General features: G+C 58.8%; 24 protein-coding genes and 2 tRNA genes. 5 read left to right on the forward strand and 21 right to left on the reverse strand.

From position 1 onward, the window contains the following. Window positions 1-259 precede the first annotated feature (259 nt). The 4 genes from FMN63_RS14165 to FMN63_RS14180 form a co-directional block, all read right to left on the reverse strand. The gene (locus FMN63_RS14165) at window positions 260-589 is read right to left on the reverse strand and encodes a hypothetical protein (RefSeq protein ID WP_148584603.1); all 330 of its coding nucleotides are present in this window, start codon (window positions 587-589) and stop codon (window positions 260-262) included. A 174-nt stretch (window positions 590-763) separates the two neighbouring features. Then, window positions 764-1282 carry an SMI1/KNR4 family protein gene (locus FMN63_RS14170; protein ID WP_162530043.1) on the reverse strand — a complete coding sequence of 173 codons (519 nt, stop codon included), beginning with the start codon at window positions 1280-1282 and terminating at the stop codon, window positions 764-766. A 137-nt stretch (window positions 1283-1419) separates the two neighbouring features. After that, a complete protein-coding gene (locus FMN63_RS14175; protein ID WP_148584605.1) occupies window positions 1420-1614 on the reverse strand; it encodes a hypothetical protein in 195 nt (64 codons plus the stop codon). Between the two features lie 80 nt (window positions 1615-1694). Next, window positions 1695-1771: transfer RNA gene (locus tag FMN63_RS14180), tRNA-Pro, on the reverse strand. Between the two features lie 362 nt (window positions 1772-2133). Between FMN63_RS14180 and FMN63_RS14185 the strand changes: the two genes are divergently transcribed. Then, window positions 2134-2208 (forward strand) — tRNA-Gln (locus FMN63_RS14185). 295 nt (window positions 2209-2503) lie between these two features. Here FMN63_RS14185 and FMN63_RS14190 read toward each other — a convergent pair. From FMN63_RS14190 to FMN63_RS14230, 9 genes are all read right to left on the reverse strand, one after another. Then, window positions 2504-5635 carry an efflux RND transporter permease subunit gene (locus FMN63_RS14190; RefSeq protein WP_148584606.1) on the reverse strand — a complete coding sequence of 1044 codons (3132 nt, stop codon included), beginning with the start codon at window positions 5633-5635 and terminating at the stop codon, window positions 2504-2506. Between the two features lie 31 nt (window positions 5636-5666). Then, on the reverse strand, window positions 5667-6845 hold the full coding sequence (locus FMN63_RS14195) for an efflux RND transporter periplasmic adaptor subunit (protein WP_148584607.1): 1179 nt from the start codon (window positions 6843-6845) through the stop codon (window positions 5667-5669). Between the two features lie 303 nt (window positions 6846-7148). Continuing rightward, the gene (locus FMN63_RS14200; protein ID WP_148584608.1) at window positions 7149-8000 is read right to left on the reverse strand and encodes a metal ABC transporter permease; all 852 of its coding nucleotides are present in this window, start codon (window positions 7998-8000) and stop codon (window positions 7149-7151) included. After that, window positions 8000-8911: a metal ABC transporter permease gene (locus tag FMN63_RS14205; protein WP_148584609.1), complete on the reverse strand. Its 912-nt coding sequence runs from the start codon at window positions 8909-8911 to the stop codon at window positions 8000-8002. The genes FMN63_RS14200 and FMN63_RS14205 overlap by 1 nt, the downstream gene beginning before the upstream one ends. Next, complete coding sequence (locus FMN63_RS14210; RefSeq protein WP_286192640.1) at window positions 8911-9810, reverse strand: manganese/iron ABC transporter ATP-binding protein; 900 nt, start codon at window positions 9808-9810, stop codon at window positions 8911-8913. Before FMN63_RS14210 ends, FMN63_RS14205 begins: the two co-directional genes overlap by 1 nt. An 89-nt stretch (window positions 9811-9899) precedes the next feature. Beyond that, window positions 9900-10802: a metal ABC transporter substrate-binding protein gene (locus tag FMN63_RS14215; protein WP_148584610.1), complete on the reverse strand. Its 903-nt coding sequence runs from the start codon at window positions 10800-10802 to the stop codon at window positions 9900-9902. A 344-nt stretch (window positions 10803-11146) separates the two neighbouring features. Further along, window positions 11147-13591 (reverse strand): methyl-accepting chemotaxis protein, encoded by a 2445-nt coding sequence (locus FMN63_RS14220; protein WP_148584611.1) that lies wholly within the window; start codon window positions 13589-13591, stop codon window positions 11147-11149. A gap of 298 nt (window positions 13592-13889) precedes the next feature. Then, window positions 13890-14078 (reverse strand): DUF2783 domain-containing protein, encoded by a 189-nt coding sequence (locus FMN63_RS14225; RefSeq protein ID WP_148584612.1) that lies wholly within the window; start codon window positions 14076-14078, stop codon window positions 13890-13892. After that, on the reverse strand, window positions 14078-15694 hold the full coding sequence (locus FMN63_RS14230) for an FAD-dependent oxidoreductase (protein WP_148584613.1): 1617 nt from the start codon (window positions 15692-15694) through the stop codon (window positions 14078-14080). The genes FMN63_RS14225 and FMN63_RS14230 overlap by 1 nt, the downstream gene beginning before the upstream one ends. A gap of 123 nt (window positions 15695-15817) precedes the next feature. Here FMN63_RS14230 and FMN63_RS14235 point away from each other — a divergent pair, with 123 nt between their 5' ends. Next, entirely contained in the window at window positions 15818-16048 is a 231-nt protein-coding gene (locus tag FMN63_RS14235; protein ID WP_148584614.1) for a hypothetical protein, read from the forward strand. Here the strand turns inward: FMN63_RS14235 and FMN63_RS14240 are convergent. From FMN63_RS14240 to hmgA, 5 genes are all read right to left on the reverse strand, one after another. Next, window positions 16045-16578 (reverse strand): DinB family protein, encoded by a 534-nt coding sequence (locus FMN63_RS14240; RefSeq protein WP_148584615.1) that lies wholly within the window; start codon window positions 16576-16578, stop codon window positions 16045-16047. The two genes, FMN63_RS14235 and FMN63_RS14240, sit on opposite strands and share 4 nt — an antisense overlap. Before the next feature lie 3 nt (window positions 16579-16581). Beyond that, window positions 16582-17541, reverse strand: coding sequence for an MBL fold metallo-hydrolase (locus FMN63_RS14245; RefSeq protein WP_148584616.1), 960 nt, complete (start codon window positions 17539-17541; stop codon window positions 16582-16584). Further along, window positions 17538-18128 carry a carboxymuconolactone decarboxylase family protein gene (locus tag FMN63_RS14250; RefSeq protein ID WP_148584617.1) on the reverse strand — a complete coding sequence of 197 codons (591 nt, stop codon included), beginning with the start codon at window positions 18126-18128 and terminating at the stop codon, window positions 17538-17540. The genes FMN63_RS14245 and FMN63_RS14250 overlap by 4 nt, the downstream gene beginning before the upstream one ends. 153 nt (window positions 18129-18281) lie before the next feature. Beyond that, on the reverse strand, window positions 18282-19298 hold the full coding sequence (locus FMN63_RS14255) for a fumarylacetoacetate hydrolase family protein (protein ID WP_148584618.1): 1017 nt from the start codon (window positions 19296-19298) through the stop codon (window positions 18282-18284). A 215-nt stretch (window positions 19299-19513) separates the two neighbouring features. Beyond that, on the reverse strand, window positions 19514-20884 hold the full coding sequence (hmgA, locus tag FMN63_RS14260) for a homogentisate 1,2-dioxygenase (protein ID WP_148584619.1): 1371 nt from the start codon (window positions 20882-20884) through the stop codon (window positions 19514-19516). 384 nt (window positions 20885-21268) lie between these two features. Between hmgA and FMN63_RS14265 the strand changes: the two genes are divergently transcribed. Beyond that, the gene (locus tag FMN63_RS14265; protein WP_148584620.1) at window positions 21269-21583 is read left to right on the forward strand and encodes a hypothetical protein; all 315 of its coding nucleotides are present in this window, start codon (window positions 21269-21271) and stop codon (window positions 21581-21583) included. A 51-nt stretch (window positions 21584-21634) separates the two neighbouring features. Here FMN63_RS14265 and FMN63_RS14270 read toward each other — a convergent pair whose 3' ends face one another. Together FMN63_RS14270 and FMN63_RS14275 are read right to left on the reverse strand one after the other, a co-directional pair. Beyond that, window positions 21635-22000, reverse strand: a complete 366-nt coding sequence (locus FMN63_RS14270) for a nuclear transport factor 2 family protein (protein WP_148584621.1) — start codon at window positions 21998-22000, stop codon at window positions 21635-21637. An 80-nt stretch (window positions 22001-22080) separates the two neighbouring features. Then, window positions 22081-23556, reverse strand: coding sequence for a helicase HerA domain-containing protein (locus FMN63_RS14275; protein WP_148584622.1), 1476 nt, complete (start codon window positions 23554-23556; stop codon window positions 22081-22083). 370 nt (window positions 23557-23926) lie between these two features. Here FMN63_RS14275 and FMN63_RS14280 point away from each other — a divergent pair, with 370 nt between their 5' ends. Next, on the forward strand, window positions 23927-24673 hold the full coding sequence (locus tag FMN63_RS14280) for a substrate-binding periplasmic protein (RefSeq protein ID WP_148584623.1): 747 nt from the start codon (window positions 23927-23929) through the stop codon (window positions 24671-24673). Window positions 24674-24831: 158 nt separating this feature from the next. Continuing rightward, the gene (locus tag FMN63_RS14285; RefSeq protein WP_148584624.1) at window positions 24832-25488 is read left to right on the forward strand and encodes a cupin domain-containing protein; all 657 of its coding nucleotides are present in this window, start codon (window positions 24832-24834) and stop codon (window positions 25486-25488) included. On the opposite strand, the gene FMN63_RS14290 is transcribed toward FMN63_RS14285, so the two are convergent. Continuing rightward, window positions 25485-26006, reverse strand: a complete 522-nt coding sequence (locus FMN63_RS14290) for a DUF2867 domain-containing protein (protein WP_148584625.1) — start codon at window positions 26004-26006, stop codon at window positions 25485-25487. The two genes, FMN63_RS14285 and FMN63_RS14290, sit on opposite strands and share 4 nt — an antisense overlap. Window positions 26007-26045 lie beyond the last annotated feature (39 nt).

Below are 26045 nucleotides of genomic sequence, written 5' to 3' on the forward strand. Positions count from 1 at the left end.
TCCAAACCTGTTAATGAACATATCGTTATGGTTTTGTTGAGGGCTTTTCGTTGCTCCACCGTGAATAGCCCCAAACAGATAGAGCACATAGTCTGCGCGTGTGCTGGCATAATAATCCAGTCGAACAGGTTCCAGCCCTGCTTCTGGTGCGCACCAGATATAAATTAAACTTATTTAAACAACTTGATTAATTCAAATATTATCTAGATTCTACAGAAATTTTACAGCACCTTGGATCAACTTTGATATAGCATCGTTATTATTTAGACCTATCTTCTAACAACTTCTCCAATTTGTATATCGAAATACCTGGACAACCCGCCAATTTCCAAGCTTTGAAATACTCAGGATAACTCGAAAGAATATATCCATCCTCCTTTACTGATTTTTCCTCGTCGCAATAGCCGAATTTTTTCATGAACTGCAGGTGACTTAATGCCATCCCTCTGAGCCGTGAGGAGTTCATATCCATTTTCTTAAACGCCTCTTCGTCTGCGTACTGGCTTTCTCCTGTCATCATCGCAATTAAATCGTCGATGAGGTCCAGTTCGAGAGCACGATCAATCAGTTTTTCTTCGACAAGGCTCATCTCTAATATCCGACGGTTTGGCGCGCGTCCTTCAGGGCAAGGTCCCGGCCGGTTGCGACCGACACGTTGCCGCCCGCCGTCACATCCGTATTGGTTTGACAGGTCTCCCCGTGCTCATAGGGGCATTTCTAGCTCGGGCTCAGGTCAGCAGTCTGTTTTACTGATTCAATCCCTTCAGACTTCGTAGTCGCCCACATGGTCAAGATAGAATGTTGTGTCCTGGTAAAGTTGCAAAACAAACTCGTTGAATGAGTTTGAAACGGGTTTTTTGTCATATGGGGCATAGACCGCGTTAGGGTTAGCTGAATGTGGTCTAAGGACAAAATAGCTGTAACTCCCCATATCAAAGAAAGGGAGTTCTCCGTCGGCGATAAGCTCAGCATCGTATTGAAAGCTCACGTCTTCACGGAGCCAGAGTTCACTCAGGCGTCGCAAGTCCACAAATATATTCAGATAATCGGTCTGTAGGACCCCTTTGCGACTTCGTACCAGATGGCCACTCCCGACTTTGGCATAAAAACGTCTGAGTTCATGCGGTATCACGATCCCCATGCGTTTTTCAGCATCTGCAAGTTCAGCTTCTTCTATCTTCCAGAATTCATTTTTTTGGGCATTGCCACGATGGTCATCCGGTACTCGAAACTGATTTAGTTCAGAGAAAATTTTGTCGACTTCCTCGATACTTAACGACATCGTTATGGTCTTCCAATCATCTGCATCAGGTTTTTGAAAGCACTCCCAGTCCCATGGATGCCACCTTGATGCTGATCTGGGAACCTCGCAGGCGTATTTACCATTGTATGGGACCACCATTTTGGTTCTGCATCAGCTCAAACACCCTCGGTTTCGGAGTTGGAATAGGCCCCTTCCACCGTGATGCCCGGTTTGGACTTGCCTTCCGGATTGGAACCGATGCTGACGCCGACCGAACCGGAAACCTGCCGGCCCTTGCGATGAAGGTCGATATCCGCCGTTTCCGGACGCTCGGTTTCAAGGGTCAGGTCGCCGGAGCGCGAGGCGATCACCCCGCCGGTGATCGAGGTCGTTTCGCCGAAATCGGCGGCGCAAGCAGGTTGATAAATCTTCAGACTTGGAAGAAGAGAAATGGTCGGAGTGAGAGGATTCGAACCTCCGACCCCCTCGTCCCGAACGAGGTGCGCTACCAGGCTGCGCTACACTCCGACACAGAATATGAGCTTGGAAAGCCAGGCTCATCGGGAACAGCGGGGCAAGCCCTCGCTGTGTGGAGCGTCATGTAGCAAAGCTGGTCTGATCCCGCAAGCGATTTGAATTGCCGAATGTCACTTTTTTGAAACTGTGAACAACGTCAGCGTACTAAGTGCGAAATGAACCGTTTTGCAGCGGGCGGAAGCAGACATGGCTTGTCGTCCTGAAAGGTGGAAGCTGTTAAAAAACGGCCTCAAATCGTGTTGTCGAAAGCCCTGCAACGCACCTGGGGAAAACCACTCCTTACCCATCGAAGTTTGCTCTTGAGGAGACTTGCGCAAAGGGTCGAGGCTCGATATACAGCGTCTCCACGGCCTTGGGGTGTAGCCAAGCGGTAAGGCAGCGGTTTTTGGTACCGCCATGCGCAGGTTCGAATCCTGCCACCCCAGCCAGTTTCTTCCCTGAAAATTCTGATACCGATGGCGGAAAAACACCGCCTGCGCGAACGTGTGATCCTGCGAAAGTTGCGAGGATTCGCACGACGTGCGGCGCTGGCGCGCGCACGGGTTTGGTCAGTCGCATGCGCGGCTTCCACGACCAGTCTACCCTCTAACGGAAAGACCCGCCTGCAAATGTCGCGGCGGGCCTGCAGCCCCTCTTCGTTCCAGTATCTCCCTGGATCTGCTCAGTGCATTGTCTCGGGCAGCTTTGTTGAGGGCGTGCAGGCGAGACAGGGTTCGACAGGCATCACTCGCCCGGCTGCTGGCCCATTGCCCTTGCCTCGTCCAACTCCTTGTGGAGGCGTTCTTCCTCCTGAACGGCCGGGGTGATGAAACGGCCGAGCAGGAGATAGGCCACTGGCGTCAGGAACAGGGTCGAGACGGTCGCAAGGCCGAGCCCGCCGACGATGACAAACCCCAGCGCAATGCGCGCTTCAGCACCGGCTCCGCTTGCCATGATCAGCGGAACACCGCCGACGATGGTGCAGATCATGGTCATCATGACCGGCCGCAGACGGATGTTGGAGGCGTTTTCGATTGCCTCGCGCAGCCCCTGCCCTCGATCCCGCAACTGATTGGCGAACTCCACGATCAGGATACCGTTCTTTGCCATGATACCGACAAGCAGCACCAGGCCGATCTGGGAATAGACGTTGAGTGTCGTTCCGGTGAGCAGCATGGCAAAGACCGCGCAGGCGAGACCGAGCGGCACCGTCGCCATGATGATGAGCGCGCTGATGAAGCTCTCGAACTGGGCAGCCAGCACCAGCAGAATGATGACAATTGCAAAGCCGAAGGTGCGGGCCATGGAGGACGACTGTTCCCCCAGCGTTGCCGTTTCCGCCAGCGGCACGATGCGGGCACCGGGCGGCAGCAGCGGTTCGGCAATCTTCAGCGCTTCCTCATAGGCGTTGCCGAGGGCGAAATCGTCCGCAAGACCCGCCGTGATGGCAACGGAGCGTAACTGCTGCTCGCGCGCGAGAGACGGCGGCACGGCCTTTTCCACCAGGCTGGCGATGGTCGAGACGGGAACGAAGCGGCCGTCCCCCGTCTTGATGAAGATGTTCTCCATGTCCGTTGGATCGTTGATCGGATTGGTGGTGGAGACGAATTTCACGTCATAGGCCTGGTCGTTGATGAAGACCTGACCGATCTTGCGGCCGTCCAGCATGGCCTGCATGGCCGTGCCCAACCCGTTGATATCGATACCGAGGTCGGAGGCGCGCTCCCGGTTGATGGAAACGGAAAGCTGCGGCTGGGTTGCTTCAGTAGACCGGCGCACCTGGCGGAACCGTGGGTCCTGTTCCATCGCCGAGACGATTTTGTCGGCCGTTGCGCCCAGCGTCGCATAGTCGTTGCTGCCGGAAACGGCAAACTGAAGCCCGGAGCCGGCCCCGCGAATTCCAAGGCTGTTGGGCTGGAAGGCGAAGGCCCGCACCCCGGGAACATTGCGCACAAGCGCACTGACTTCCGACAGGATCTGCTGCTGCGAGCGCTCCCGTTCGCCCCAGGGCGCCAGACGCATGACGATGAAACCGCTGTTCTTGGAACCGCCGGTGCCCGCAATGGAGAATGTGCTGACGATCTCGCCGTTTTCCCGGTACGGCTCAAGCAGATTTTCGATTTCGCGCATCTGCTGCGACAGGTAATCCAGACTTACGCCCTGAGGCGCTGAGATGCGCATGAAAGCTATCGAGCGGTCCTCGGTCGGCGTCAGCTCCGTCTTGATGGTGGGAAACAGCACCCCTGCGGTTGCGGCAAACAACAGCGAAACGGCCACGACCACAATGGGTGCGTTGAGACACGCACTCAGGCAGCGCCGGTAGAGCCCGCTCAACAGCCGCCCGAGACCACCCACGGCACCGCCGTGATCGCCGCTCTGCCCGGCGGGTTTGCTCTTGAGAATGCGCGAGGCGAGCATGGGACATAGCGACAGCGCTACGATGGACGACAGGAACACGGCAATGGCAAGCACGAAGCCGAATTCGCGGAACAGGCCGCCTGTCTGCCCCGGCAGGAAGGACAGCGGTACGAAGACCGCAATCAGCGTTGCCGTGGTTGCCAGCACCGCGAAGAAGACTTCTTCGGCCCCCAGAACCGCTGCCGCACGTGGGCCCATGCCCTCGTTACGCCTGCGGACGATATTTTCCAGCACCACGATGGCATCGTCGACCACAAGGCCGGTTGCCAGCACGAGAGCCAGCAGCGTCAGGATGTTGATGGAAAAGCCTGCGAGGTAGATCGCCGCCAGTGTGCCGATCAGCGCCACTGGCAGGGAAACGCCCGGAATGATGGTCGCCCGCCAATCCCACAGGAAAATGAAGATGATCAGCAGAACGATGCTGACCGAGATAGCCAGGGCGATCTCGACTTCATGAATGGCCCCGTTGATGAAGGTGGCGTCATCGCTGGTGACTTCGATGGTCATGCCTTCAGGCAGGTTTTCCTGGATGCGCTCGACTGCGGCGCGCACGCCTTCCGAAATCTCCAGAGTGTTCGACTGGGCCGAACGAATGATGCCAAGGCCAATGCCGGACTTGCCGTTCGCGCGGAGCTGGGTCTGACCCAGATCAGGACCGAGGGTCACCGTCACGAAGTCGCGCAGCCGGGCGCGGCGGTTGATGATGACGCTTTCGAATTCTTCCGGCGTATCGATGGAGGCCGTCGCGCGCACGATCAGATCCTGGGTCTGACTGGTGAGCGAGCCGGCGGGTGTGTCGAAAGCCATGGACGACAGGGCCTTGGCCACATCGGCAATGGTCAGATTGAGGCTGGCCATCTTGGCCTGGTCGATATCGATGCGGAAGATCTTGTCGCGGTCGCCATAGACCTGAACATCCGCGACACCTGGAACGGCGGCCAGCGCATCGGAAATCTCGTCTTCCACCAGCACCGTCATGTCCTCGACGGACGTGCGGTCGGAGACCACACCCAGACGCAAGACCGGCTGGGCGTTGGCGTCTGCCTTGATGATGCGGGACGGGTCAGCGTCTTCCGGCAGGTCGTTGGTGATGCGGCCAAGTGCATCGCGCATGTCTGAGGCGGCCACGTCGAGATCGACATCGTCAGAAAATTCCACTGTCACCCGGCTGCGGCCGAAGGAAGAGGTGGAGGAAATCGCCTTGACGCCGGACACGCGCGCCACGGCGCCTTCGATAACACCGGTCACTTCGCGGTCGATGGTTTCGGCGGCGGCGGCCGGATAATTCGTGCTGACGGTGATGACCGGACGGTCGACATCCGGCAGCTCGCGCACCTCGATCCCGAACATTGCCGCGATGCCTGCAACCACGATCAGCATGTTGATCACAAAGGCGAGAACCGGACGCCGCACGAACAGGCCGGTGATACCCAGTTCCTTCAAACGGTCCATCTGCATGGCAGTCTCTCCAAGACCCTCAGGTCAAACTTCAGGAACCGCTTCCGCTGGAAACAGGCGTTGCGGGCGCATCGGCAGCCGGTGCCTGTTTGCGGTCGGCAACCGTCAGGTCGGCACCGTTGCGCACCAGGTGGATGCCTTCGGTCACCACTTCGTCGTTCACGGTCAGGTCCGCATCAACCAGGACGCTGTCGGTGTTGCGCTGGATGATACTGATCGGAACGCGCGCGCCCTTGCCGTCACGCACAGCCCACACGAAGGCGCCATCCGCCCCCCATTGCACGGCCAGCGGATCGACAGCCGGGTATTTGTCGCCCGGAAACTTCATCGAGACCTGGAACGACATGCCGGCTCTCAGCTTGTCGGCCTTGTTGGGAAACCGCGCCCGAACCTGAAGGGTCCGGCTGTCGATATCGATACGGTTGTCGACGGCGCTTATGACACCTTCGAAAGTCTCCCCCGGGCGGGCAACGGACGTGGCGGTGATTGGAGAGCCCACGGTGATGGCCGAGGCATAGCGTTCCGGCACCCAGAAATCGACGAGAACTTCGCTGCGGTCATCGATGGTTGCGATGACGGTTTGCGAGGAAACATAGTTGCCTGCGGTGATGGGCAGAATCCCGACAACGCCGCCAATGGGCGTTTCAACGGAGCGTCGGGACAGCGCCAGTTCGGCTTCGCGCAGTTGCAGCCGCGCGTTTTCAACCGAAAGCTCCGCATCGGTCACCTGCACGGCTGTTGCCGTGTTGGTTTTCCGCAGCACCTGCATGCGCTGCAGCCGTGCCTCTGCATCCTTGAGGGCATTTGCCGCCCGTTCGACAGCGATCTGTTCGGCGTCCTGATCGAGTTTGGCTATGACATCGCCCGCTTTCACCGTGGCACCGGACTTGACCAGAACGTCGGTCATGCGGCCGCTGGTAAAAGGTGTTACGGCGACGGATTGCAGGGCCGTGCTGGTGCCGATGGCGGACAAGCGGTCATTGATGGTGATCTCGACCACCGGCGTTGCCACGACCGCTCCCTTCGGCCCTCCCCAGCGCCGGCGCGGTTTGTCGCCCTGGCCCGGTGTCCCATCGGCCACGGCAAAATCCAGCCAATCGATGCCCCAGGCGCTGAGTTGCGCGCCCGCGCCCGGATAAAAGCGAACCCAGAGCCCTGCCGCCACGATTGCGACCAGAAGTGTGAGGACGAGCTGTTTCCAAATTGACAAGTGGAACTCCGATCAGAACTTGCCGGCACTGCCGAGAACGGTTGTATGCGGAAACTGGTTTTCTACGGCAAATCCCGTTGTCCAACAATCGATAACGTGTACCAATTTGTAAGCTGGGAAGCGCGGATTGGCATTCAAGGGCTGCCTTATCTTCACTTACCCAGCCACAACATGAAGCCCGGCATTGAAATGCCGTTGAAGCGCTTCAATACCGGGTTGCCTACCCAAATAGTGTAGAAACTGTCAGGAACCAGTGCCGAAGGCCTTGAGCATTGGCCGGTTCAGGACGCAGGAGAGCGGCTGTTACGCCGCATCCTCCGCGCGGCGGAGGGATGCCTGACGGGTCAGCACCTGGCGGCGGGTGAAAGCGACCAGGAATGCCGCCGTCAGAATGAGCACGATCGTGGGCGCCGGCGCGCTGTCGAGGAAGAAGCTGGCATAGGTGCCAGTCACCATCGAAGCCATGCAGACCAGCACCGCAACGTAGAGCATCGTCTTGAAGGTGCGGACCAGCAGGAACGCAATTGCCCCCGGTGCGATCAGCAGTGCGACCGCCAGTATGAGACCCGCCGCCGACAGGGTGGCGACAATCGTCAGGGACAGTGCCGCAAGAAGCCCATAGTGCAGCAGCCGGACCGGCAAGCCGGACGCCTGCGCCTGAGCGGGATCGAAACTGTGCAGCAGCAGATCTTTCCATTTGAGCACCAGCGCACCACCGACGATGAGGGCGATGATGCCGGCGGTTACCAGCTCATGGGTCTCCACGCCGAGCATATTGCCGAACAGGATATGGTCCAGATGGGCGTTTGTGCGCACCGACACAAAGAGCACGATGCCAACGCCGAACATGCCGGAAAACACGACGCCCATCACCGTATCCTGCTTCACGCGGCTGTTGCCGGAGAGATAGCCCGTCAGGAGAGCGCAGACCATGCCGGCGGCAAAAGCGCCGATGATCAACGGGATGCCGAAGATGTAGGCGAGCACAATGCCAGGCAGCACCGAATGGCTGACGGCATCCCCCATCAGGGCCCAGCCCTTGATCACCAGGAAACAGGACAGCAGAGCCGTCGGGATCGACACAATCATGCAGATGAAGAATGCGTTCTGCATGAAGGGAAATTTGAAGGGCAGCAAAAGAGTATCGAGGTCCATTACGCCTGATCTCCGGATTCTGTTTGCGCCGCTTCCAAGGGGTATCCGCGGCGCAGGGCCTCTGCCGATCTGCGGCGGGCGGCCAGAAGGCCATGTTTTGGCGCCAGCACGAAGGTAATCAGGAACACCAGTGTCTGCAGGGTTACGATGATGCCGCCGGTCGCTCCGTCCAGAAAGTAGCTGAAATAGGCTCCTGCAAAACTCGTCAGGGTGCCGATAGCGATGGACGTGAGGATGAGGCGTGGAAAGCGGTCGCACAGGAGATAGGCCGTCGCTCCCGGCGTGACCACCATCGCGATGACCAGAAAGGCGCCAACCGTCTGCATGGCTGCGACAACGGACGCGGACAGAAGCACGAAGAAGATCGCCTTCAGGAGACCGGGCCTCAGGCCGATTGTGCGTGCATGGCTCTCATCGAAGAAGGTGACCATCAGATCCTTCCACTTGAGCGTCAGGATTGCCAGCGACACGAAGCCGATGATGGCCAGTTGCAAGGTGTCTTCCGGCGTGATCGCCAGAATATTGCCCATTGTGATCGTCTGGACCGAGACCGACGTCGGGCTGAGGGAAACGATGAAGAGACCAAGGCCGAAAAAGGACGTGAAGATGAGGCCGATGATCACGTCAACCTTCAGGCCTGAGCGTTCTGACAGGAACAGCATGGCACTGGCAGCAAGCCCGCCGGCGAGAAACGCGCCGAGCGAAAACGGCAGTCCCAGAATATAGGCCCCGGCCACCCCCGGCACGACGGAATGAGACAGGGCATCCCCGATCAGTGACCAGCCCTTCAGCATCAGGTAGGACGACAGGAAGGCGCAAACGCCGCCGACAAGCGCCGACACCCACATGGCGTTGGTCATGTAGCTGTATTGAAAGGGCTCGAGCAGATAGGCGAAACTGAAAGGCTCCATCAGTCGCGTCCCTCCCGGGTCTGCACCTTGTCGCCATATTGAACGAACGGACGCTCGTCGTCGGTCAGAATGGTCACCGCGCGCTCATCGCCGTCGGTGTGCAGTGTCTGGTCGGAAATGGTGAAATGGCGCAATACGCCGCCAAAGGCTTTTTCCAGGTTCGCACGGGTGAAGGTTGTGGCTGTCGGTCCGTAGTCCAGCACCGTTCCCTTGACCAGCACCGTCCTGTCGCAGAACTCCGGCACGGAGCCGAGGTTGTGCGTCGAGACCAGCATCACCCTGCCCTCAGCCTGCATTTCCCGCAGCAAGGCGATGATCTGTTCCTCGGTTTTCACGTCAACGCCGGTGAAGGGCTCATCCAGAAGGATCACCTGGCCGTCCTGGGCAAGCGCGCGGGCAAGAAAGACACGCTTGCGCTGACCGCCGGAAAGCTCCCCGATCTGCCTATGCCGAAAATCCTGCATGTTCACGCGCGTCAGCGCCTGATCGACAGCCGCTTGATCCGCCGGTTTCGGCCGGCGCAAGAAGCCCATGTGGCCGTAACGGCCCATCATCACAACGTCCTCGACAAGGACCGGGAAAGACCAGTCGACTTCTTCCGATTGGGGCACATAGGCGACGAGGTTTTTCTTCAGCGCTACCCGGACAGGCATATCCAGAATGCGAATGCGCCCCTTGGCTGCCGGAACGAACCCCATGATAGCCTTGAACAGGGTCGACTTGCCCGCCCCGTTCACGCCGACAAGAGCCGTGACGGTGCCTCGAGGGATTGAAAAACTGGCATTCCAGAGTGCCGTGTGCCCATTGCGATAGGTAACGGTCACGTCCTTGGCTGCTATACCGTCATCATCCCTGACGTGGGGCATGTCCATAACCGGGTCCTTGATGACGTTCAGCATTTAGTCTTTCCAGTACTTTCATCGGTTCCTGCGACACAATCAAGCGTGGCATCGTGTCCATGCCACGCGGCGTGCCTTGATACGGTCTGTTACTTGGCGGCGGATTTCAGTCCGTCGACGACCGTGCCCGATGTGACCTTCAGCAGATCGAGATACGTCGGCACCTTGCCGTCCGCCTCGCTCAGGGAATCGACGTAAAGATCGCCACCGTATTTTGCGCCGGTTTCCCGCGCCACCTGCTTGGCAGGCGAGGTGTTGACCGTGCTTTCGCAAAAGACGACCGGAATGTCGTGCTCGCGCACCCCGTCAATCACAGAGCGAACCTGTTGCGGCGTGCCGACCTGATCGGCATTGATCGGCCAGAGATAGAGTTCCTTCATGCCGAAGTCATGAGCGAGGTAGCTGAACGCACCTTCACAGGTCACCAGCCAGCGCTTGTCTTCCGGTATGTCGGCGACGGCCTGGCGCAGCGGCTCGATTGTTTCGCGCAGCTTGTTCTTGTAGGCCTCCGCGTTGGCGGCATAGGTCGCCGCGTTGTCGGGATCATACTTGGCGAACGCCTTGGAAATATTGTCGATATAAATCAGCGCATTGTCCAAACCCATCCAGGCATGCGGATTTGGCCTGCCCTCGTAGGAGCCTGCCGCAATCGAGATCGGTTCAATCCCGTCCGTCAGCGTTACAGAGGGAATGTCACCGAGGTTCGACAGAAACTGTTCAAACCAGCGCTCGAGGTTCATGCCGTTCCAGAGGATCAGGTCCGCATCGGACGCCCGAACGATGTCCTGCGGGGTCGGCTCATAGCCGTGAATTTCCGCACCCGGTTTGGTGATGGACACAACGTCGGCGGCCTCACCGGCAACATTCTGCGCCATATCGGCAAGAACGGTAAAGGTGGTCACCACCTTCATCTTGTCCTTTGCCAAGGCGGCCGATGCCGGTCCAGCGACGATCGCCGCGAGAGAGACCGTCAGAACGAGTTTTTTCAGCATCACCAAATCCCTGTGTGAACATCACTTCTGCAAGTGATATTGCAAATCATTTGCAACTGTCAAGTTTTTGCGAATGATTTGCAATATCATTCTTATGTCGAGTTGTTATTCTCAGACATATCGTATCGATGGAGAATCCGCGAGCATCGGGAGGTCCTGCGCCGTGTCTCAAAAGCAGCGAATGCGACCTGCGCCCTTGCCTCCAGCACAAAAAAGACGCCCCACCGCAGATCATGCCGATGAGACGTCCAATTCCTGTCCTGGCTTTCTTGCCTGTCGGGCGCATGTCGTGGGCATTCGACGTCCCACGGCATGCTGCATCACTTTTTGACGTACCTCTGGCGTCAGGCTGCCGCCACGCGGTTCAGGAAGGTTTCGATACCTTCTTTCAGAGCCCGGCTGCGGTTGCTCAGATCGCCGGAAGCTGCCAGGACATCGCCCGACGCTTCCTTGGTGTCGTCAACCGCCCTGGACAGGCTGGACATGTTGGTCTGAACCGCCTGCGTGCTCTGGGCGGCACGCTGGACGTTGCCTGAAATCTCGTTGGTGGCCGAGCCCTGCTGGGTAACGGCAGCCGTGATCCCTTGCGTGTAGCCGTTGACCTCTTCCATCGTGTCGGAAATTGCGCCGATAGCGGCGACCGCCTCACTGGTTGAGTTCTGGATGGTCTGGATCTGAGAGGATATTTCTTCCGTGGCTCTGGACGTCTGCGTCGCCAGCTCCTTCACTTCGGCAGCAACCACGGCAAACCCCTTGCCTGCATCCCCTGCCCGCGCAGCCTCGATGGTGGCATTGAGGGCCAGAAGGTTGGTCTGTTCGGCAATCGCCTGGATCAGGCTGACCACTTCGCCGATCTTCGAGGCAGCTTCGGCCAGTCCCTGCACCTTGCCGTTGGTGTCGTGAACCGCGTTCGTTGCAGAGGTGACGATGTCGGACGACCGGCGCACCTGCTCGCCGATTTCAGCGATCGATGCGGACAGTTCCTCAGCCGCGCCTGCCACGTTTTCAACGCTCATGCTGGCGTCTTCGCTGACACGGGAGGTGTCGCCGGCCTGTTCCGCACTGCTTTCAGCGATGCCGCCGAGTGCCGATGCCGTATTGGACATTCCGGCTGCCGTTTCGTCGAGGGCACTCAGGAGACCCTGAATTTCTCCCCGGAAGCTCTGGATCAGATCGTCAACTTCCCGCTGACGCGCGTTCTCGGCCTGGCGATGGGCGTTGGCTTCACCTTCCAGGCGCAGACGTTCCCGGGCGTTTTCCTGGAACACCTGAACCGTGCGGCTCATGTCGCCGATCTCGTCACGCTGACCGGTTGACGGAATGACTGTGTCGATGTCCCCGTCGGCCAGACGGCCCATCGCTTCCGTGAGCGCCCGCGTCGGACGCGTGATCACCAGCGAAAGCACAAAGGCGAGCAGGCCTCCTGCGGCAACCGCCCCGAGGAGTGCAATCGCAATCAACCCAAGCGCTGTATCCGCCCGTGAATAGGCGGCCGCGGACTGGGCCTCGGTCAGGGCGGTAATGACACTGCGGACCTGACCTGAGATCGCAACCAGCTGTTCCCGCTTGGCGTCGAACGCATCCTTGGCGGCGACCATGGCGGCAAATTCGGCCTCATAGGTGCCAACCTCTGCTTCGATGGCAGCAATCGCGTCGGCGATTTCCGGAAAAGCAGCACTGTCCGCCTTCAACAGGTTGGCGATGTAGCGCAGCGTTTCAATCCGGTTGAGCACTTCATCAGCGCCAATCGTATCGAAACCAGCAAAATACTCCATGGTCGCAGAGCGGATCTCCAGAGACGCGTTCTGGTACTTGTTCACATTCACATTGACGAGGTCGACGATGCGCAGCTGGGAGTTTGCCTTGCCGGCAATCGACTTGGCTTCATCGGCTGCCGTGTAGACGACCTTGCGCAAGGCCGAGGCCTGTTTGTGAAGGTGTTCCAGGCCGGCAGCAAGATCTGCAGCAACCGTGGCCGGCACAGGGGCCGGTAGTGCCCCTTCCCCTTCCGGCTTCGGCAGTTTTTCACCGAGAGCCGCCGCCATCGCTGCGAGTGCCTCGACCCTAGCCTTATCGACGCCGTCCACCTTCAATTTGCCGGCCTTTGCTGCCCTCTTGGCCAGAGTGTGCGTGCCATCCAGAACGGCAGCCACTGTTTCAGGCGGAAGATCAGCGCCTGCGCTCGCCTCGGCAATCCTGGCTTCCAGACCGGTTACGAGGTCTTCCATGTCCGACAGCATGCGACCGACCTTGTCGGCCCGGTTACGGGTCCCGGATGCCGTCTTGGCGGCGCCGCCGGCATCGCGCTGGATCTTGCTCATCTTGTCGTTGATCTGCGCAGCAATGGTTGCCAGATTGACGGCCGACCGCAACAGCTTGTCGACTTGCACCTGCCGGTTCTCGACAGCTTCGACCACGCCATCAAACTCGCCGCTCAACTGACCGACCAGCGCAATGGCTTCTGCCGTCACCGGTTCGCCTTCTCCGGCGCCCGAAACACCGTCGAACGTCACAAGCGACGTTTCCAACTGATCGATCTGCTGCCTCGCCGCATCGGCCAGATCTGCCGTCCGATCAGAGAGATAGGCTTCCTGTGCCTGAGCGACCTGTTGAAGGTTGGCCATGGCGGTCGTTGCCTTCGCGCTGACGTCCGACTGGGTCCTGAGGCCGAGAATCGCGACCGTGCCAACGGCCCCCACCGCAGCTGCCACGAGGATCATGGCCGCGAAGCCGCCACCTACTTTCGCCGAAAGGCGCACATTCTTTAAAGGTGTAAGTAACCTGGACATTGTTTCCCCCGCACTTTCCGAGATTGAAGGTGCGAGCGGATAAACAATTGGTGAATAATTTCAGGTCTGCCTTTCGCTCGCCAGCGCAAAATAAATCGGGCGGTTTTTAGTCTTTTGCGACAAGGCGATACTACGCGTTTACTTGAGAAAAATTTTTGCCCAAATTAAATCCGGTTGCCTCTAATCCGATGACGAGAGTGTGTAATTCTGACAATGATGTGAAAGCCGACTCTTTCACACCACATGTCAAAACCCTCAATATTCCGGATACCAGCACCGTCACGGCGCTGGTCCCAGCCTATCGTCTGGCCGCCTCAAGCAGCCTTGCAAGCACCTCACGGTCTCCGATCTGATTTGCCATCAGAAGGATCAGCCGCGCATTGAACGCATCGCTTTCGGCCTTGGTGAGGCCTTCATGGGAGGTCAGCAGATCGGCATAAAATCCGTCCGGGTTTTCAAGGTTCGGTGTGGTGACAATCTCCGCCATCAGGCTTCTCCACCTTTTCCAAGTGCAATTGCGAGTGCATTTTCGATTGCAGCACGGTCATATTCCATCCAGCGTGCTGCGACATGCTGGTCCGGCCGGATCAGATAAACAGCCGACGAGGCATCGCCGAGATATCTGGCTTTCAGTTCCTGACCGGCAGTTGCCGGTGCAATGCTGACACCGGCGATGTCGATGCCATCAATCTGAAGGGTCTCCGGTACGTCGGTGCCAATGCCCAGCAGATGGAAGCCGCTGCCGAGCCAATCCAGCAGCCAACCGTCTGCCAGGGGCGCATCCGACGCCGGGCTTCCCGGCCGTGTGCGCGCAGGCAGGCCGTCCACGTCCGGGCTGTTGAGGTTCGAGCCGTCATAAACGCAAGGGACAGACAACCGGCCGGAATTGACCAGCGGCCGGGCAAAGGCGTGGTGTTCAGACAGGTCCAGCACGGCATCTCGAAAGATGCGGCTGGTTTCGGATTTCGGCGTAATGAAATCGGTAGAACGCGAGCTTTGCAGAATGTTCTCGTCGGCCGCCATTTCCCGTTCAAAGGCATAACTGTCCAGAAGGCTTTCGGGTGCCTTTCCGTCCATGACGAGCTTCAGTTTCCAGCCGAGGTTGTCCGCATCCTGGAAGCCGGAATTGGCGCCGCGCGCACCAAAGGGCGATACCTGGTGGGCGCTGTCACCGGCGAAGATGACCCGACCGTGGCGGAACTTTTCCATGCGCCGGCACTGAAAGGTATAGATCGACACCCATTCCAGATCGAATTCAACATCCTGCCCGAGCATCTGCTTGAGCCGGGGAATGACGTTTTCCGGTTTCTTTTCTTCTTCCTTATCGATGTCCCAGCCAAGCTGCAGATCGATGCGCCAGACACCGTCTGGCTGCTTGTGCAGAAGCGCGGACTGGTCCTTGTTGAAGGGCGGATCGAACCAGAACCAGCGTTCGGTCGGAAAGTCTGCCTTCATGATAACGTCGGCGATCAGAAAGTTGTCTTCGAACACCCGTCCGACGAAATCGAGATCGAGCATCCGGCGCGAGGGCGAGCCGGCACCATCACAAGCAATCAGCCAGTCCGCTTCCAGATTGTAGGCACCATCGGCCGTTTCCACGGTCACCAGCGTGTGGTCGTCCCTCTGATTGAGGTTTGCGACCCGACTGCCACCGCGAATTTCCACCGGCTTGCCTTCCACCTGCAGCGCGCGGATGCGCTCGACCAGGTTGAGCTCGCAATAATATTGCTGGAGGTTGATGAAGGCCGGGCGCTTGTGTCCCTCTTCCGGCAACAGGTTGAAATCATAGACCTGCCGGTCACCGAAAAACACCTTGCCGACGTTCCAGACAACCCCTTTGTCGACCATCTCGTCGCCGCAGCCCAGACGGTCGAAAATTTCCAGGGATCGCTTGGAAAAGCAAATGGCCCGTGAGCCCACGCTGACCTTGTCATTATCATCCAGAATGACGACAGGCACATCGGCCTGAGCAAGATCGATGGCGATGGCGAGGCCCACCGGCCCGGCGCCGATGATCACCACCGGGTGACGAACCGGTGCCGCCGCGTCCTGATCTTGGGACCTCTTGTACGGATAAAGCGGCGCTTCAAACAATTTGGTCACAGGCGTTTCTCCCAATTGCCGAGGCCTCCCGATCTCCCGAGCCGGCAAGCCTTTGCACGTTTCGCGGAACCCTTTTCCGAATTACGCGTTCTAGTTATCAAGTCCCCCAAACGGAGGTGTGATATGCCGAGCGTGACACGTCAGACTATCTCAACATCCGGCCGTCTCTGGATACTCCGGATCCTTGCCGGGCTGATGTCTGTGGTCGCCGTTTCACTTCTCATCGCCGCTCCTGCAACCGTGCTCGCCGATAACTGGAGCATGGCCGGGATCAGCATTGTGCTGTGCGAGTTCATCGTCCTTGCCGGCGCCCTGACCTGGCTCGCCCAATTGATCTTCGCGCCCGAGCGCTAGTTGCTCTCCTGGAAACGTTGCGCCGACGGATGCCGGTCAAACTTCAGAAAGAATTCGTCCAGCTGCGGTGGCGCGACGCTTGTTCCTGCCAACATGGCATGGGCCTGACCCCGGTGATGGATCTGGTGCTGGAAGAGATGCAGCAGCGTGCTTGCAATCTTTTCCTGCATGATTCCGTCATTACCCCGGTCCTGTGCGATGTCGCGTTCAAGATCCGCTTCCGTAATTCGGTCGCAGAAATCGATCAGATCCCGATCCACGCTTTGCTGTGCGGCTTGCAGGCCGGCTGCGGAGGGCAGATGCTGCGTGTCGAACACTGACAGGCCCTGCCCCTCCTCTTTCAAGGCATCAAGGTAGTAGCGGTCCACTTCCCAGTTGTGATTCAGCGTTTCCCGGATCGACGGAAAGAACCCGGTTCTTTCCGCCTCGAACTCCGCCTGAGACAGCCGGCAGCAAGCTTCATATAACCGCTCATTGGCATATGCGTTGTTACGAGCCATCAGGCGCAGGTGATCCAGGACAGCACTCATGGCTCAGCCCTGCAGGTCTGCCCACATCTGGGCGTCGCGTTCCGCGGTCCAGGTGCGCGGCGTGTCGATGTCCAGGGCCTCGTCGTATGCGCGAGCGACGTTGAACGGCAGGCAATGCTCGTAGATCGCGTAGTCCTTGAACTTCGGATCACAGGCGGCGCGGCAGGCGTCCCACGCTTCCTTCAACGAGCCGCCGCGCTTTGCCACGCGGGCGACCGGCTCATAGGTCGAACGGACAAAGTCAGCAGTGGCATCCAGCGCAGCATTGACCATCTTCTTGCCAACCAGCGCATCGCCCCGGCCCGGCGCAATGGCATCAAGATCAAACGCGCGGATGCGCTCAAGTGTTGTCGGCCAGTCGTTGAAATGACCGTCACCGCAATAACAGGCCGAGTGATATTCCACGATGTCGCCCGTGAACATGACGTTCTCGTCCGGCACGTGAATGACGATGTCGCCAGCGGTGTGGGCACGTCCAACGAAGCTGAGGTCCACCCGGCGCTTGCCCAGGTAAACGGTCATGCGGTCGTTGAAAGTGGTTGTCGGCCAGGTCAGCGGCGGGATGTCGTTGACGTTGTCATAGCCCATGAACAGACGCGGGAAGCGCATGAATTCGGATTCCCGGTCTTGCGCGCCGCGTTCCACGACCATGGACCGGGCCTTCTGGCTCATGATCACGGTCGGTGCCTTGTAAGCGGCAGCCCCCAGCACGCGCACGGCGTGGTAGTGGGTCAACACAAGATGGCTGATCGGCTTGTCGGTGACGGACCGCACCTTCTCGATCACCTTGTTGGCGAGTTCAGGGGTCGCCTGCGCCTCGACGATCATGACACTGTCGTCGCCGATGATGACGCCGGTGTTCGGGTCGCCCTCAGCGGTAAAAGCCCAAAGATCCTTGCCGATTTCGGTGAAGGAGATCTTCTTTTCCGTCATGTCTCCAGCGGATGCGAATTGCTTGCTCATTTAGAAGCTCCGTGTTTGCCTTCATCCCATACGGGCATCGCCTTTTTGGCGACAGCGGCCGGATGGGATTCCATTGTGGTGGCCATGGTGTCGTTCCACCGGTTGAGGTAGCCGAAGAGTGCAATCGAGGCGACGATCTCGACAATCTCGGCGTCGTTGAAATGGGTCTTGAGTGCTGCGAAATGCTCTTCCGTTGCACCGTTGGGAACACCGGCGGCCTCGCGGGCCAGCACCAGTGCCGCCTTCTCGGCCTCCGTGAAAAGCGGTGATGTCTCGCACTCCCAGACAGCAGCGATCTTTTCATCCGGCACATCGTAGACGTGGCTCAGATTGGCCATGTGCCCCTGGCAGTAGCGGCAGCCAGTCGCCATGGAGGTCATCAGCGCCACCATCATCTTCAGGTTTTCGGGCACCGTGCCTTCGTAAAGAACCGCCTGGTTCAGATCCATGAATGCCCTGGCGATATTCGGCCGGCGCGCCATGGTCAGGATCGAGTTCGGCAAAAAGCCGCGAATTGCATCGTAGCGCGCGAATTTTTCCTCGAACTGAGGCAGATCCTTGCGTTCCAATGGCGCAACGTGAGGCATGACCCTCTCCCTGAAATATCCTGGCGGCGAAAAGGCTCAACCTGACGCTGCGCTTTTGTCTTTGTGCGAGACGGAGTTTCCCCCCTGCCCCTCCCTTTGGAGAGAGGAGTCAGGGGGTAACCGTCGATGGGAGCGCAGGCTCGCGGAGCGCGATTACGGCCCTTCGTACTTCTCCACCGTCTGCTCGATGGCGCCGAAGATCGAATGGCCGTCCGAGTCGAGCATCTCGATGCGGACCGTATCGCCGAACTTCAGGAAGGATGTCTTGGCCTCGCCCGTGTTGATCGTTTCGATCATGCGGATTTCGGCAAGGCAGGAATAACCAACCCCACCATCTGCAACCGGCTTGCCCGGACCGCCGTCCAGCTTGTTCGAGACCGTGCCGGATCCGATGATCGTACCGGCACTGAGCGGCCGGGTCTTGGCGGCATGGGCAATCAGCTGACCGAAATCGAAGGTCATGTCGATGCCAGCGTTCGCGCGGCCAAACGGCTGACCATTGAGGTCGACATGAAGCGGCAGATGCAGCTTGCCACCCTTCCAGGCATCGCCAAGCGCGTCCGGCGTAACAGCCACCGGCGAAAAGGCCGAAGACGGCTTGGACTGGAAGAAGCCGAAGCCCTTGCCAAGTTCAGCCGGGATCAGACCGCGCAGGGAAACATCATTGACCAGCAGCACCAGAAGAATGTGATCGCGCGCAGCTTCGGCGCTCACCCCCATCGGCACATCGTCGGTGACGACGGCGATCTCGCCTTCCATATCGATGCCCCAGGCTTCTTCGCGCATGGAAATCGGGTCGCGTGGCGCCAGGAACGCATCCGAGCCGCCCTGATACATCAGCGGATCTGTCCAGAAGCTTTCCGGCATCTTCGCCCCGCGGGCCTTGCGCACCAGTTCGACGTGGTTGACGTAGGCCGAGCCGTCGGCCCACTGATAGGCACGCGGAAGCGGCGACAGGGCCTCGTGCTCGTGAAAGCGGAGCGTCGGTACGGCTTCGTGGGACAGGCTTTCAGCCAACAGCTTCAGCTTCGGCTCCACATGCTCCCAATCGTCAAGCGCGGCCTGCAATGTCGGCGCGATGTGGCTTGCGTCGGTGCAGAAGGTCAGGCGGTCGTTGACCACCACCAGCTTGCCGTCGCGGCTGCCATCCTTGAGCGTTGCCAGTTTCATCGGGTTATCTGCTCCTGTTACTCACCAGACACGTCGTGCCCGGCAATGGTTTCTCCCGGAAAGCCTCTTGCGGCTTCTAACCGTTGTTCTTGTGCGGGCTCCGGCAGGCGTGCCGGAACACGGGTGGTGTACGCAACCGTCACCTAAGGTTCAGGTCACCATACCGGCAAGGGTTGACCCGGCGTTTGCGGCCGGTCAAATGCCGAATGGCTTGCCTACTTGTTCCAGGTTCCTTCAGGCGTGCCATCGAATTTTTTGCCCAGCGAGTCCCAGCAGTCAATGTAATCGTCCTGCAGCGGCGCTTCCTTGGCGGCGAACTCGGTCAGATGCTGGGGAAAGCGGGTTTCGAACATGAAGGACATTGTATTGTCGAGCTTTTCCGGCTTCAGATCGGCATTGGACGCGCCTTCGAACGCATTGTTGTCCGGCCCATGCGGCAACATCATGTTATGCAGGCTCATGCCACCGGGAACGAAGCCCTGCGGCTTTGCATCGTATTGCCCATAGATGTTGCCCATCAGCTCCGACATGATGTTCTTGTGGTACCAGGGCGGGCGGAAGGTGTTTTCCATCACCATCCAGCGTTCGCGGAAGAGCACGAAGTCGATGTTGGCGGTGCCCGGCACACCGGATGCCGCGGTCAGGACCGTAAAGATCGACGGGTCTGGATGGTCGAACAGGATTGACCCGATCGGGCAATAGTTCCTGAGATCATACTTGCAGGGAGCGTAGTTCCCGTGCCAGGCGACAATGTCGAGCGGCGAGTGATCGATACTGGTCTCATGGAACTGTCCGCACCATTTCACGGTCACCGTGGACGGGACCTCGCGGTCCTCGTAGTGCGCTACAGGCGTCTTGAAATCGCGACGGTTCGCCATGCAATTGGCCCCGATCGGCCCCCTGCCCGGCAGTTCGAATTTCTGGCCGTAGTTCTCGCAGACGAAACCGCGCGCCGGACCGTCCACCAGTTCGACCCGGTAGACAAGCCCACGCGGAAGGATGGCGATCTCCTTCGGCTCCAGTTCGATGACGCCCAGCTCCGTGCAGAAGCGCAGGACGCCCTCCTGCGGCACCACCAGAAGCTCGCTGTCGGCGGAGTAGAAATATTCATCCTCCATCGACTTGGTGATCAGGTAGATGTGGCTGGCCATACCAACCTGGGTGTTGACGTCGCCGGCAGTCGTCATGGTGCGCATGCCGGTCAGCCAGTTGAGGCCTTCACCGGAATGCGGCACCGGATCCCAGCGGTATTGCCCGAGCGAAACGACGTCGTCGCAAACATTCGGCGCAGACTTCCAGTAAGGCAGATCGATCTTCCTGAACCGGCTGGTATGCTTGACCGAAGGGCGGATACGGTAACACCAGGTGCGTTCGTTCTGGTGGCTCGGGGCGGTAAAGGCTGTGCCTGAAAGCTGCTCGCCGTAAAGCCCGTATGCACATTTCTGCGGGCTGTTCATGCCCTGGGGCAGAGCGCCGGGCAGAGCCTCGGTTTCAAAATCATTGCCGAAGCCCGGCATATATTCCAGACCCGCCGCGTTTCTGCCGTTTCCAGCAAGATTTTGGCTGCTGTCGGTTCTCTGATCCATGACGTCCTCCCGGTTCGGAGATGAATTTAGTTGCATATGTAACCATTCTGATCTCACGGATCAAGCGGCATGTCGATTCTTTTGCGGCCACTGCCGATTTTCTGGCGCGAAATCGGGAAAAACCTGGTGACGTAATTTTGTTTTACGCGCCTCTCCCGAGAGGTATGGCCTCTTACATGAAGATGAAATGGTTTGAGCCGAATTGATTTTCGGCAAGGCGTGAAAGCCCAGGAAATGTGGTTCGTTTTCAAGCTATCGCAACGCCGAGTACGTCCAATCCAGTCAAATCCGATGGACGTGGAAATGGCTGTTTTTCGATTCCGCGCTTGAACGAAATTGCAAGCTGGCGTAAAAAGAACAAAATAGGAACATTGGAGAAGATCGATGCGGCTCGCCGACACTGCTGTTGCGCACTCCTGCGCTGTTTCCTCCGCTTCTGCGTCGGCGCCGGACGCGGACCAGCTTACGTCCGTCACTCCTGGTGAGGTCCGCACCATGATGCTGTACCTTCGCAAGGCCCGGGAGCGGGCTATCGCGATCCGCGACAGATCTCCTGGTGGCAGTTACCTGGAAAGCGTGCTGACGCGCACCATAGACGGCATTTCGCTTGAGCTTTCACAGCTCGACTACCTTCTGGCATCAAAGCCCGTCGATCCGTCGCGCAATGCCTCCACGATGCGGATGCGCCCTGCAATCTGATCGGATTCGAAGCCTTGCTGCCCGGAAAATCAACCAGCCAGATCGACGTGCTTACTCCTGCCGCAACGCGCCAAAGAACCCGAGGACTGTCTTGAGTTTTCCGGTTTCTTCGTTGATCCAGACGACATCGAGGCCCTCAGGAAGCGTCGTTCCATCCGCCTTGACCATCTGCCAGGCAAACCGTGCGGCTCCGTGATGCGTGTCGATGCCGCTGGTGCGTACGATCTTCGCACCTGCACTCTTGGACAGAACGCCCGAAATGTGATCGACAAGCGCTGCAATGCCCACCACATCCGTTCCGGGATCCGTGTATCTGATGCCGTCTGTCACGGATCTGCCTAGCAGGTCTTGCCGGCGGGACGGGTCCCTTTCAGACCAGGCCGCGCAATAGATGTCGATGGTTTCTTCCAGCGTCATTCCAGCCTCCCTAGCAGTCTTCTGAGGAAGCATGCGCGAAAGTTCGCGAGGGCGCCAGTCAGGACGCTGAAACGATAACGTCAGGCCGCGGCTTCATCGCCTGGGGCCGTCTGCCAACCGAGGTCGGTCAGCGTCACGATGCGGTTGCCGCGCAAATCGGTGGCACACACGAGAAATCCGCGCTCTTCCATGTGGCTCAACAGCCAGCGCGCCCTGCCTGGGGAGCGTGTGCCATAGGCGGTGGCGATTTCGATGTTGCCGGGGCATGGCGCTTTTCCTATCGCCGCCTTCGCCAAGAGCAGATAGACGCCGCGCATGTCTTCCGGCAACTCCGAGGCAATCAACTCCGCCTGGGCCCAGGCTCCGTCGTCCATTTCGCCTTTTTCGACACCGGCACGGGCAACGGAAAGCTTTTCACGGAAAGTCTGCAGGTCCGGCGCACCACCCGCCAGTTTTGAAATGCGGCAACGGACCTGAAAGTCCTGATAGAGCGTTGCGATGGGCTGGAACGCAGCGTCCTCGTCTTCCAGGATACCTGCGATAATTTCGGCGATTTTCTGTTCGCGCTCGCCAAAGTCGAGCAGACTTTCGGCCTGCGGCACGTCCTCGGCGCTGGCACGCTCCGCACTGCTCAACTGGTCGAGTACATCGCCCGTGGAAACCACAGGCTCAACGAAGCGATGGCGCACCGGCTGCACCTCGTCGGCGCCCGGCGTGAAGATCAGGTCCTTGGCGTCTTCCTTGGGCTGCTCGGGCAACGGCATCAGCTTGGGGCTGCCGCCGCGGCCCATCGTTTCCACCGGACCGATCTTGACCGGAACCGGACGGCGCGACATGGCGGGACCGAGGGCGATGAAATGGCCCCTGTCGAGGTTTCTGAAGCTTTCCGCCTGGCGCCGTTCCATGCCCAGAAGATCGGCCGCGCGGGCCATGTCGATATCCAGAAAGGTACGCCCCATCAGGAAGTTGGACGCTTCTGCGGCTACGTTCTTGGCCAGCTTGGCCAGGCGCTGGGTGGCAATGACACCGGCAAGTCCACGTTTGCGGCCACGACACATCAGGTTGGTCATGGCGCCCAGTGACCGGCGCCGGGCTTCTTCGGTCACCTCGCCGGCAGCGGCCGGTGCGAAAAGCTGGGCTTCATCGACGATGACCAGCATCGGATACCAGAGATCGCGGTCAGCATCGAAGAGACCGTCAAGAAAGGTTGCCGCGGCCTTCATCTGCCGGTCCGCATCCAGACCTTCAAGATTGAGCACCACCGACACACGGTGCTGGCGCACCCTTGCGGCGATCATCTGGAGGTCCTTTTCGGTGCCAACGGCATCGACAACGACATGGCCGTACTTTTCTGCCAGCGACACGAAATCGCCTTCAGGATCGATAATGGCCTGTTGAACCCACTTGGCGGACTGCTCGAGAAGCCGGCGCAGCAGATGCGATTTTCCCGAGCCGGAATTGCCCTGCACCAGAAGGCGCGTTGCCAGCAGTTCTTCCAGATCCAGGCCGGCGCGCGCGCCACCTGTCATTTCACCGATATCGATTTGTACCGTCATGCGACCACTTTTCTTGCAGCCTCGGCAGCGCTGCGGCTTCTCCGTTTCCTGAATTTCATGCAGTGCGGTAGTCAGCACGATTCCGTGCCGCTTGCAAAGCCGGCCAGCCAGGAAAGCCGGGTTTTCCCAGAATTCCACCGAAACGAGACCACCCCGGACGACAGGCTGGACTGGAGACACAAACGTCAGACCTGGAACCACATAGACTTAATTTCAGCCGAACCCGACGCCACACGGGTTTCTGTGGTAAGGTGGAGGGAACGGGAGCTTTTTCAGGGAAATCGCTGTGACAGTCAAGCGATTGGCTGGTTCTTGGTGCCGGCAGATTTTCAAACAGATCAAAGCGCCGCTTTCCGGCGCCGTTTTGCTGATGCTTTCCCTTACCGCAAGTTCTGCAACAACTGACACCGTGACGATCGCCGTTGGCGAATGGCACCCCTATTTTTCCGAGGATGCCGAAGGATATGGCACCTATGCCCAGGTGGTCACAAGAGCCTTCGAACTGGAGGGCGTTGAGGTGCAGTACGGCTTCTTTCCATGGAAGCGGGCCTTGCTGCAAACGCAATCTGGGAGCTGGCAGGCTTCCGCCGGTTGGGGCAAGACCAAGGACCGGGAACCGTTCTTCCATTTCTGCGACGCCGTTCTGGTCGAACGGGAGCAATTCTTCTACGCAACCGCCCGGCCCGTTGAGGCGCACAGCCTGCAGGACCTTGCCGGGTTAAGCCTCGGTTCCCTGGATGGTGCCGCTTTTGGAGAAGACCTGCAGAAACTGGTGTCGTCCGGGCAGATTACGGTCTTCCGCCAAAGCACGTTGGAAGACCTTTTCAAGATGCTTGACGTAGGGCGCGTCGATGTTGTCATGGGCAATGAAAAGGTTGCTGCGGATGCCCTGGCCGTTGCGTTTCCCGGTCAGGAGGCAAAGCGTTTCAAGGCGCTGGAAGATGTAACCGTACTCTGGGACTATCGCGTGATTGTCTCGAAAAAAATCGAAAACGGCGAGGATCTCTGTACCCGGTTCAATCGTGGTTTGAAAAAACTGCGTGAAACCGGTGAGTACGAACGTCTTTTGTGGCCCGACAAGAAGGAAAATGGCGGCTCAGACCCCAGCCCATCCTGACCTTTGAACAACACGCAGGCTTCAGCTATCCGGACAGTCGACTTTTCTGCACCCTGTGGAAGGTCTCAGGGATTCACGACGAGTTCATACCCGACCCTTCCAATTGCGCATATCCTGCCCCATGTGAGCATAACAAAGAACATAATGGGATGGACCGGATGAAAATTCACGCAGACCTGACGCAGCCTGCAATCGTCGACAGCGCCACACTCGACTGGGTGCCCTCCCCCATGGCCGGTGTCGAGCGGCGAATGCTTGAGCGCGATGGTGCGGAAGTCGCACGAGCCACAAGCCTCGTCAGATACGCCCCCGGGTCCGCCTTTTCCGCCCATAAGCATGACATGGGGGAAGAATTTCTGGTCCTCGACGGAGTGTTTTCGGACGAAAGCGGGGATTTCCCAAAAGGCATGTATGTCCGCAACCCTCCGGGCTCCAGCCACGTCCCCTCAAGCGAGCCGGGAGCTGTGATTCTGGTAAAGCTGCGTCAGATGCAGCCCGACGACGATGCCTATGTGCGGGTGAACACGCTTGATCCCGGTGGCTGGCAGGCCGGCAGGCCCGGAGAGAGCATTTTGCCACTGTTTGTTCGACCGGACGAGGAAGTGGTGATGCTCCACTGGGAAAAGGGCGCCCGGCTGAGCCCACAGACCTTTCCCGGTGGAGCGGAGTATTTTGTGATCGAAGGCAGCTTCGAGGATCAGACCGGCCGCCACGATCAAGGCACATGGATACGCTTGCCTGCTGGAACGCGGCAGGAAATCACCACGACACAGGGTGCCCGCGTCTGGCGCAAGACAGGTCACCTTGCGCTCTAGGGTGTGGCCGTACCTCTGGCCAGCATGGTTTTGACGATCATCTTGTGAAACGGCAGGATCAACGCAAGATAGGCATGACCGGCAAGATTGTGCCGCTTGCAGCAGGTTGAGGCATAGATCCGGGCTCCATTTTCCCTTTTCCGGTAAAGGGACAACCGAAAGTCCTGGTGCCAGTCGTTTTCACCCAGGATGATCTCATTTTCCAAGACCGAATAGATCTTGAAGAAACCGATCCGGTCGCCAACGCCCTTGCAGGTCGCAGCCTCGGCCGTCTGCTCGTTTGCCAGGTCATGAGTGGTCTTCATGCCAATGATGCCCACCAGGTTGTCGCGGAGCGACATCAGAGCCGTGACCCAACCGATTTCCGCGGTCAGAATGCGCTCGGCAAGCACGCGCATATCAGCAGTAAGCAGGTCTTCCTGCCCGCGGATGGGGATTGAATAGGTGTCGAGAAAATCATCGGCCGCGTGATAGGCATTCAGGAGACTATCTTCCGGCAGTTTGTCTCTTCTGGTCATGCGTTCGGTCTCCCCACAAGGTGCGACATGGCCACCCTA

The sequence above is a fragment of the Stappia sp. BW2 genome, assembly GCF_008107695.1.
Taxonomy (GTDB): Bacteria; Pseudomonadota; Alphaproteobacteria; order Rhizobiales; family Stappiaceae; genus Roseibium.

What these genes read in the sequence shown, in the direction of transcription:
- FMN63_RS14170 (WP_162530043.1), bottom strand. Translation starts at nt 1,282, where the DNA reads ATGTCGTTAAGTATCGAGGAAGTCGACAAAATTTTCTCTGAACTAAAT.
- FMN63_RS14200 (WP_148584608.1), bottom strand. Translation starts at nt 8,000, where the DNA reads ATGGACCTCGATACTCTTTTGCTGCCCTTCAAATTTCCCTTCATGCAG.
- FMN63_RS14290 (WP_148584625.1), bottom strand. Translation starts at nt 26,006, where the DNA reads ATGACCAGAAGAGACAAACTGCCGGAAGATAGTCTCCTGAATGCCTAT.
- FMN63_RS14235 (WP_148584614.1), top strand. Translation starts at nt 15,818, where the DNA reads ATGCCGAGCGTGACACGTCAGACTATCTCAACATCCGGCCGTCTCTGG.
- FMN63_RS14220 (WP_148584611.1), bottom strand. Translation starts at nt 13,591, where the DNA reads ATGTCCAGGTTACTTACACCTTTAAAGAATGTGCGCCTTTCGGCGAAA.
- hmgA (WP_148584619.1), bottom strand. Translation starts at nt 20,884, where the DNA reads ATGGATCAGAGAACCGACAGCAGCCAAAATCTTGCTGGAAACGGCAGA.
- FMN63_RS14245 (WP_148584616.1), bottom strand. Translation starts at nt 17,541, where the DNA reads ATGAGCAAGCAATTCGCATCCGCTGGAGACATGACGGAAAAGAAGATC.
- FMN63_RS14215 (WP_148584610.1), bottom strand. Translation starts at nt 10,802, where the DNA reads ATGCTGAAAAAACTCGTTCTGACGGTCTCTCTCGCGGCGATCGTCGCT.
- FMN63_RS14225 (WP_148584612.1), bottom strand. Translation starts at nt 14,078, where the DNA reads ATGGCGGAGATTGTCACCACACCGAACCTTGAAAACCCGGACGGATTT.
- FMN63_RS14275 (WP_148584622.1), bottom strand. Translation starts at nt 23,556, where the DNA reads ATGACGGTACAAATCGATATCGGTGAAATGACAGGTGGCGCGCGCGCC.
- FMN63_RS14205 (WP_148584609.1), bottom strand. Translation starts at nt 8,911, where the DNA reads ATGGAGCCTTTCAGTTTCGCCTATCTGCTCGAGCCCTTTCAATACAGC.
- FMN63_RS14250 (WP_148584617.1), bottom strand. Translation starts at nt 18,128, where the DNA reads ATGCCTCACGTTGCGCCATTGGAACGCAAGGATCTGCCTCAGTTCGAG.
- FMN63_RS14210 (WP_286192640.1), bottom strand. Translation starts at nt 9,810, where the DNA reads ATGCTGAACGTCATCAAGGACCCGGTTATGGACATGCCCCACGTCAGG.
- FMN63_RS14265 (WP_148584620.1), top strand. Translation starts at nt 21,269, where the DNA reads ATGCGGCTCGCCGACACTGCTGTTGCGCACTCCTGCGCTGTTTCCTCC.
- FMN63_RS14270 (WP_148584621.1), bottom strand. Translation starts at nt 22,000, where the DNA reads ATGACGCTGGAAGAAACCATCGACATCTATTGCGCGGCCTGGTCTGAA.
- FMN63_RS14190 (WP_148584606.1), bottom strand. Translation starts at nt 5,635, where the DNA reads ATGCAGATGGACCGTTTGAAGGAACTGGGTATCACCGGCCTGTTCGTG.
- FMN63_RS14165 (WP_148584603.1), bottom strand. Translation starts at nt 589, where the DNA reads ATGAGCCTTGTCGAAGAAAAACTGATTGATCGTGCTCTCGAACTGGAC.
- FMN63_RS14240 (WP_148584615.1), bottom strand. Translation starts at nt 16,578, where the DNA reads ATGAGTGCTGTCCTGGATCACCTGCGCCTGATGGCTCGTAACAACGCA.
- FMN63_RS14285 (WP_148584624.1), top strand. Translation starts at nt 24,832, where the DNA reads ATGAAAATTCACGCAGACCTGACGCAGCCTGCAATCGTCGACAGCGCC.
- FMN63_RS14280 (WP_148584623.1), top strand. Translation starts at nt 23,927, where the DNA reads ATGCTTTCCCTTACCGCAAGTTCTGCAACAACTGACACCGTGACGATC.
- FMN63_RS14255 (WP_148584618.1), bottom strand. Translation starts at nt 19,298, where the DNA reads ATGAAACTGGCAACGCTCAAGGATGGCAGCCGCGACGGCAAGCTGGTG.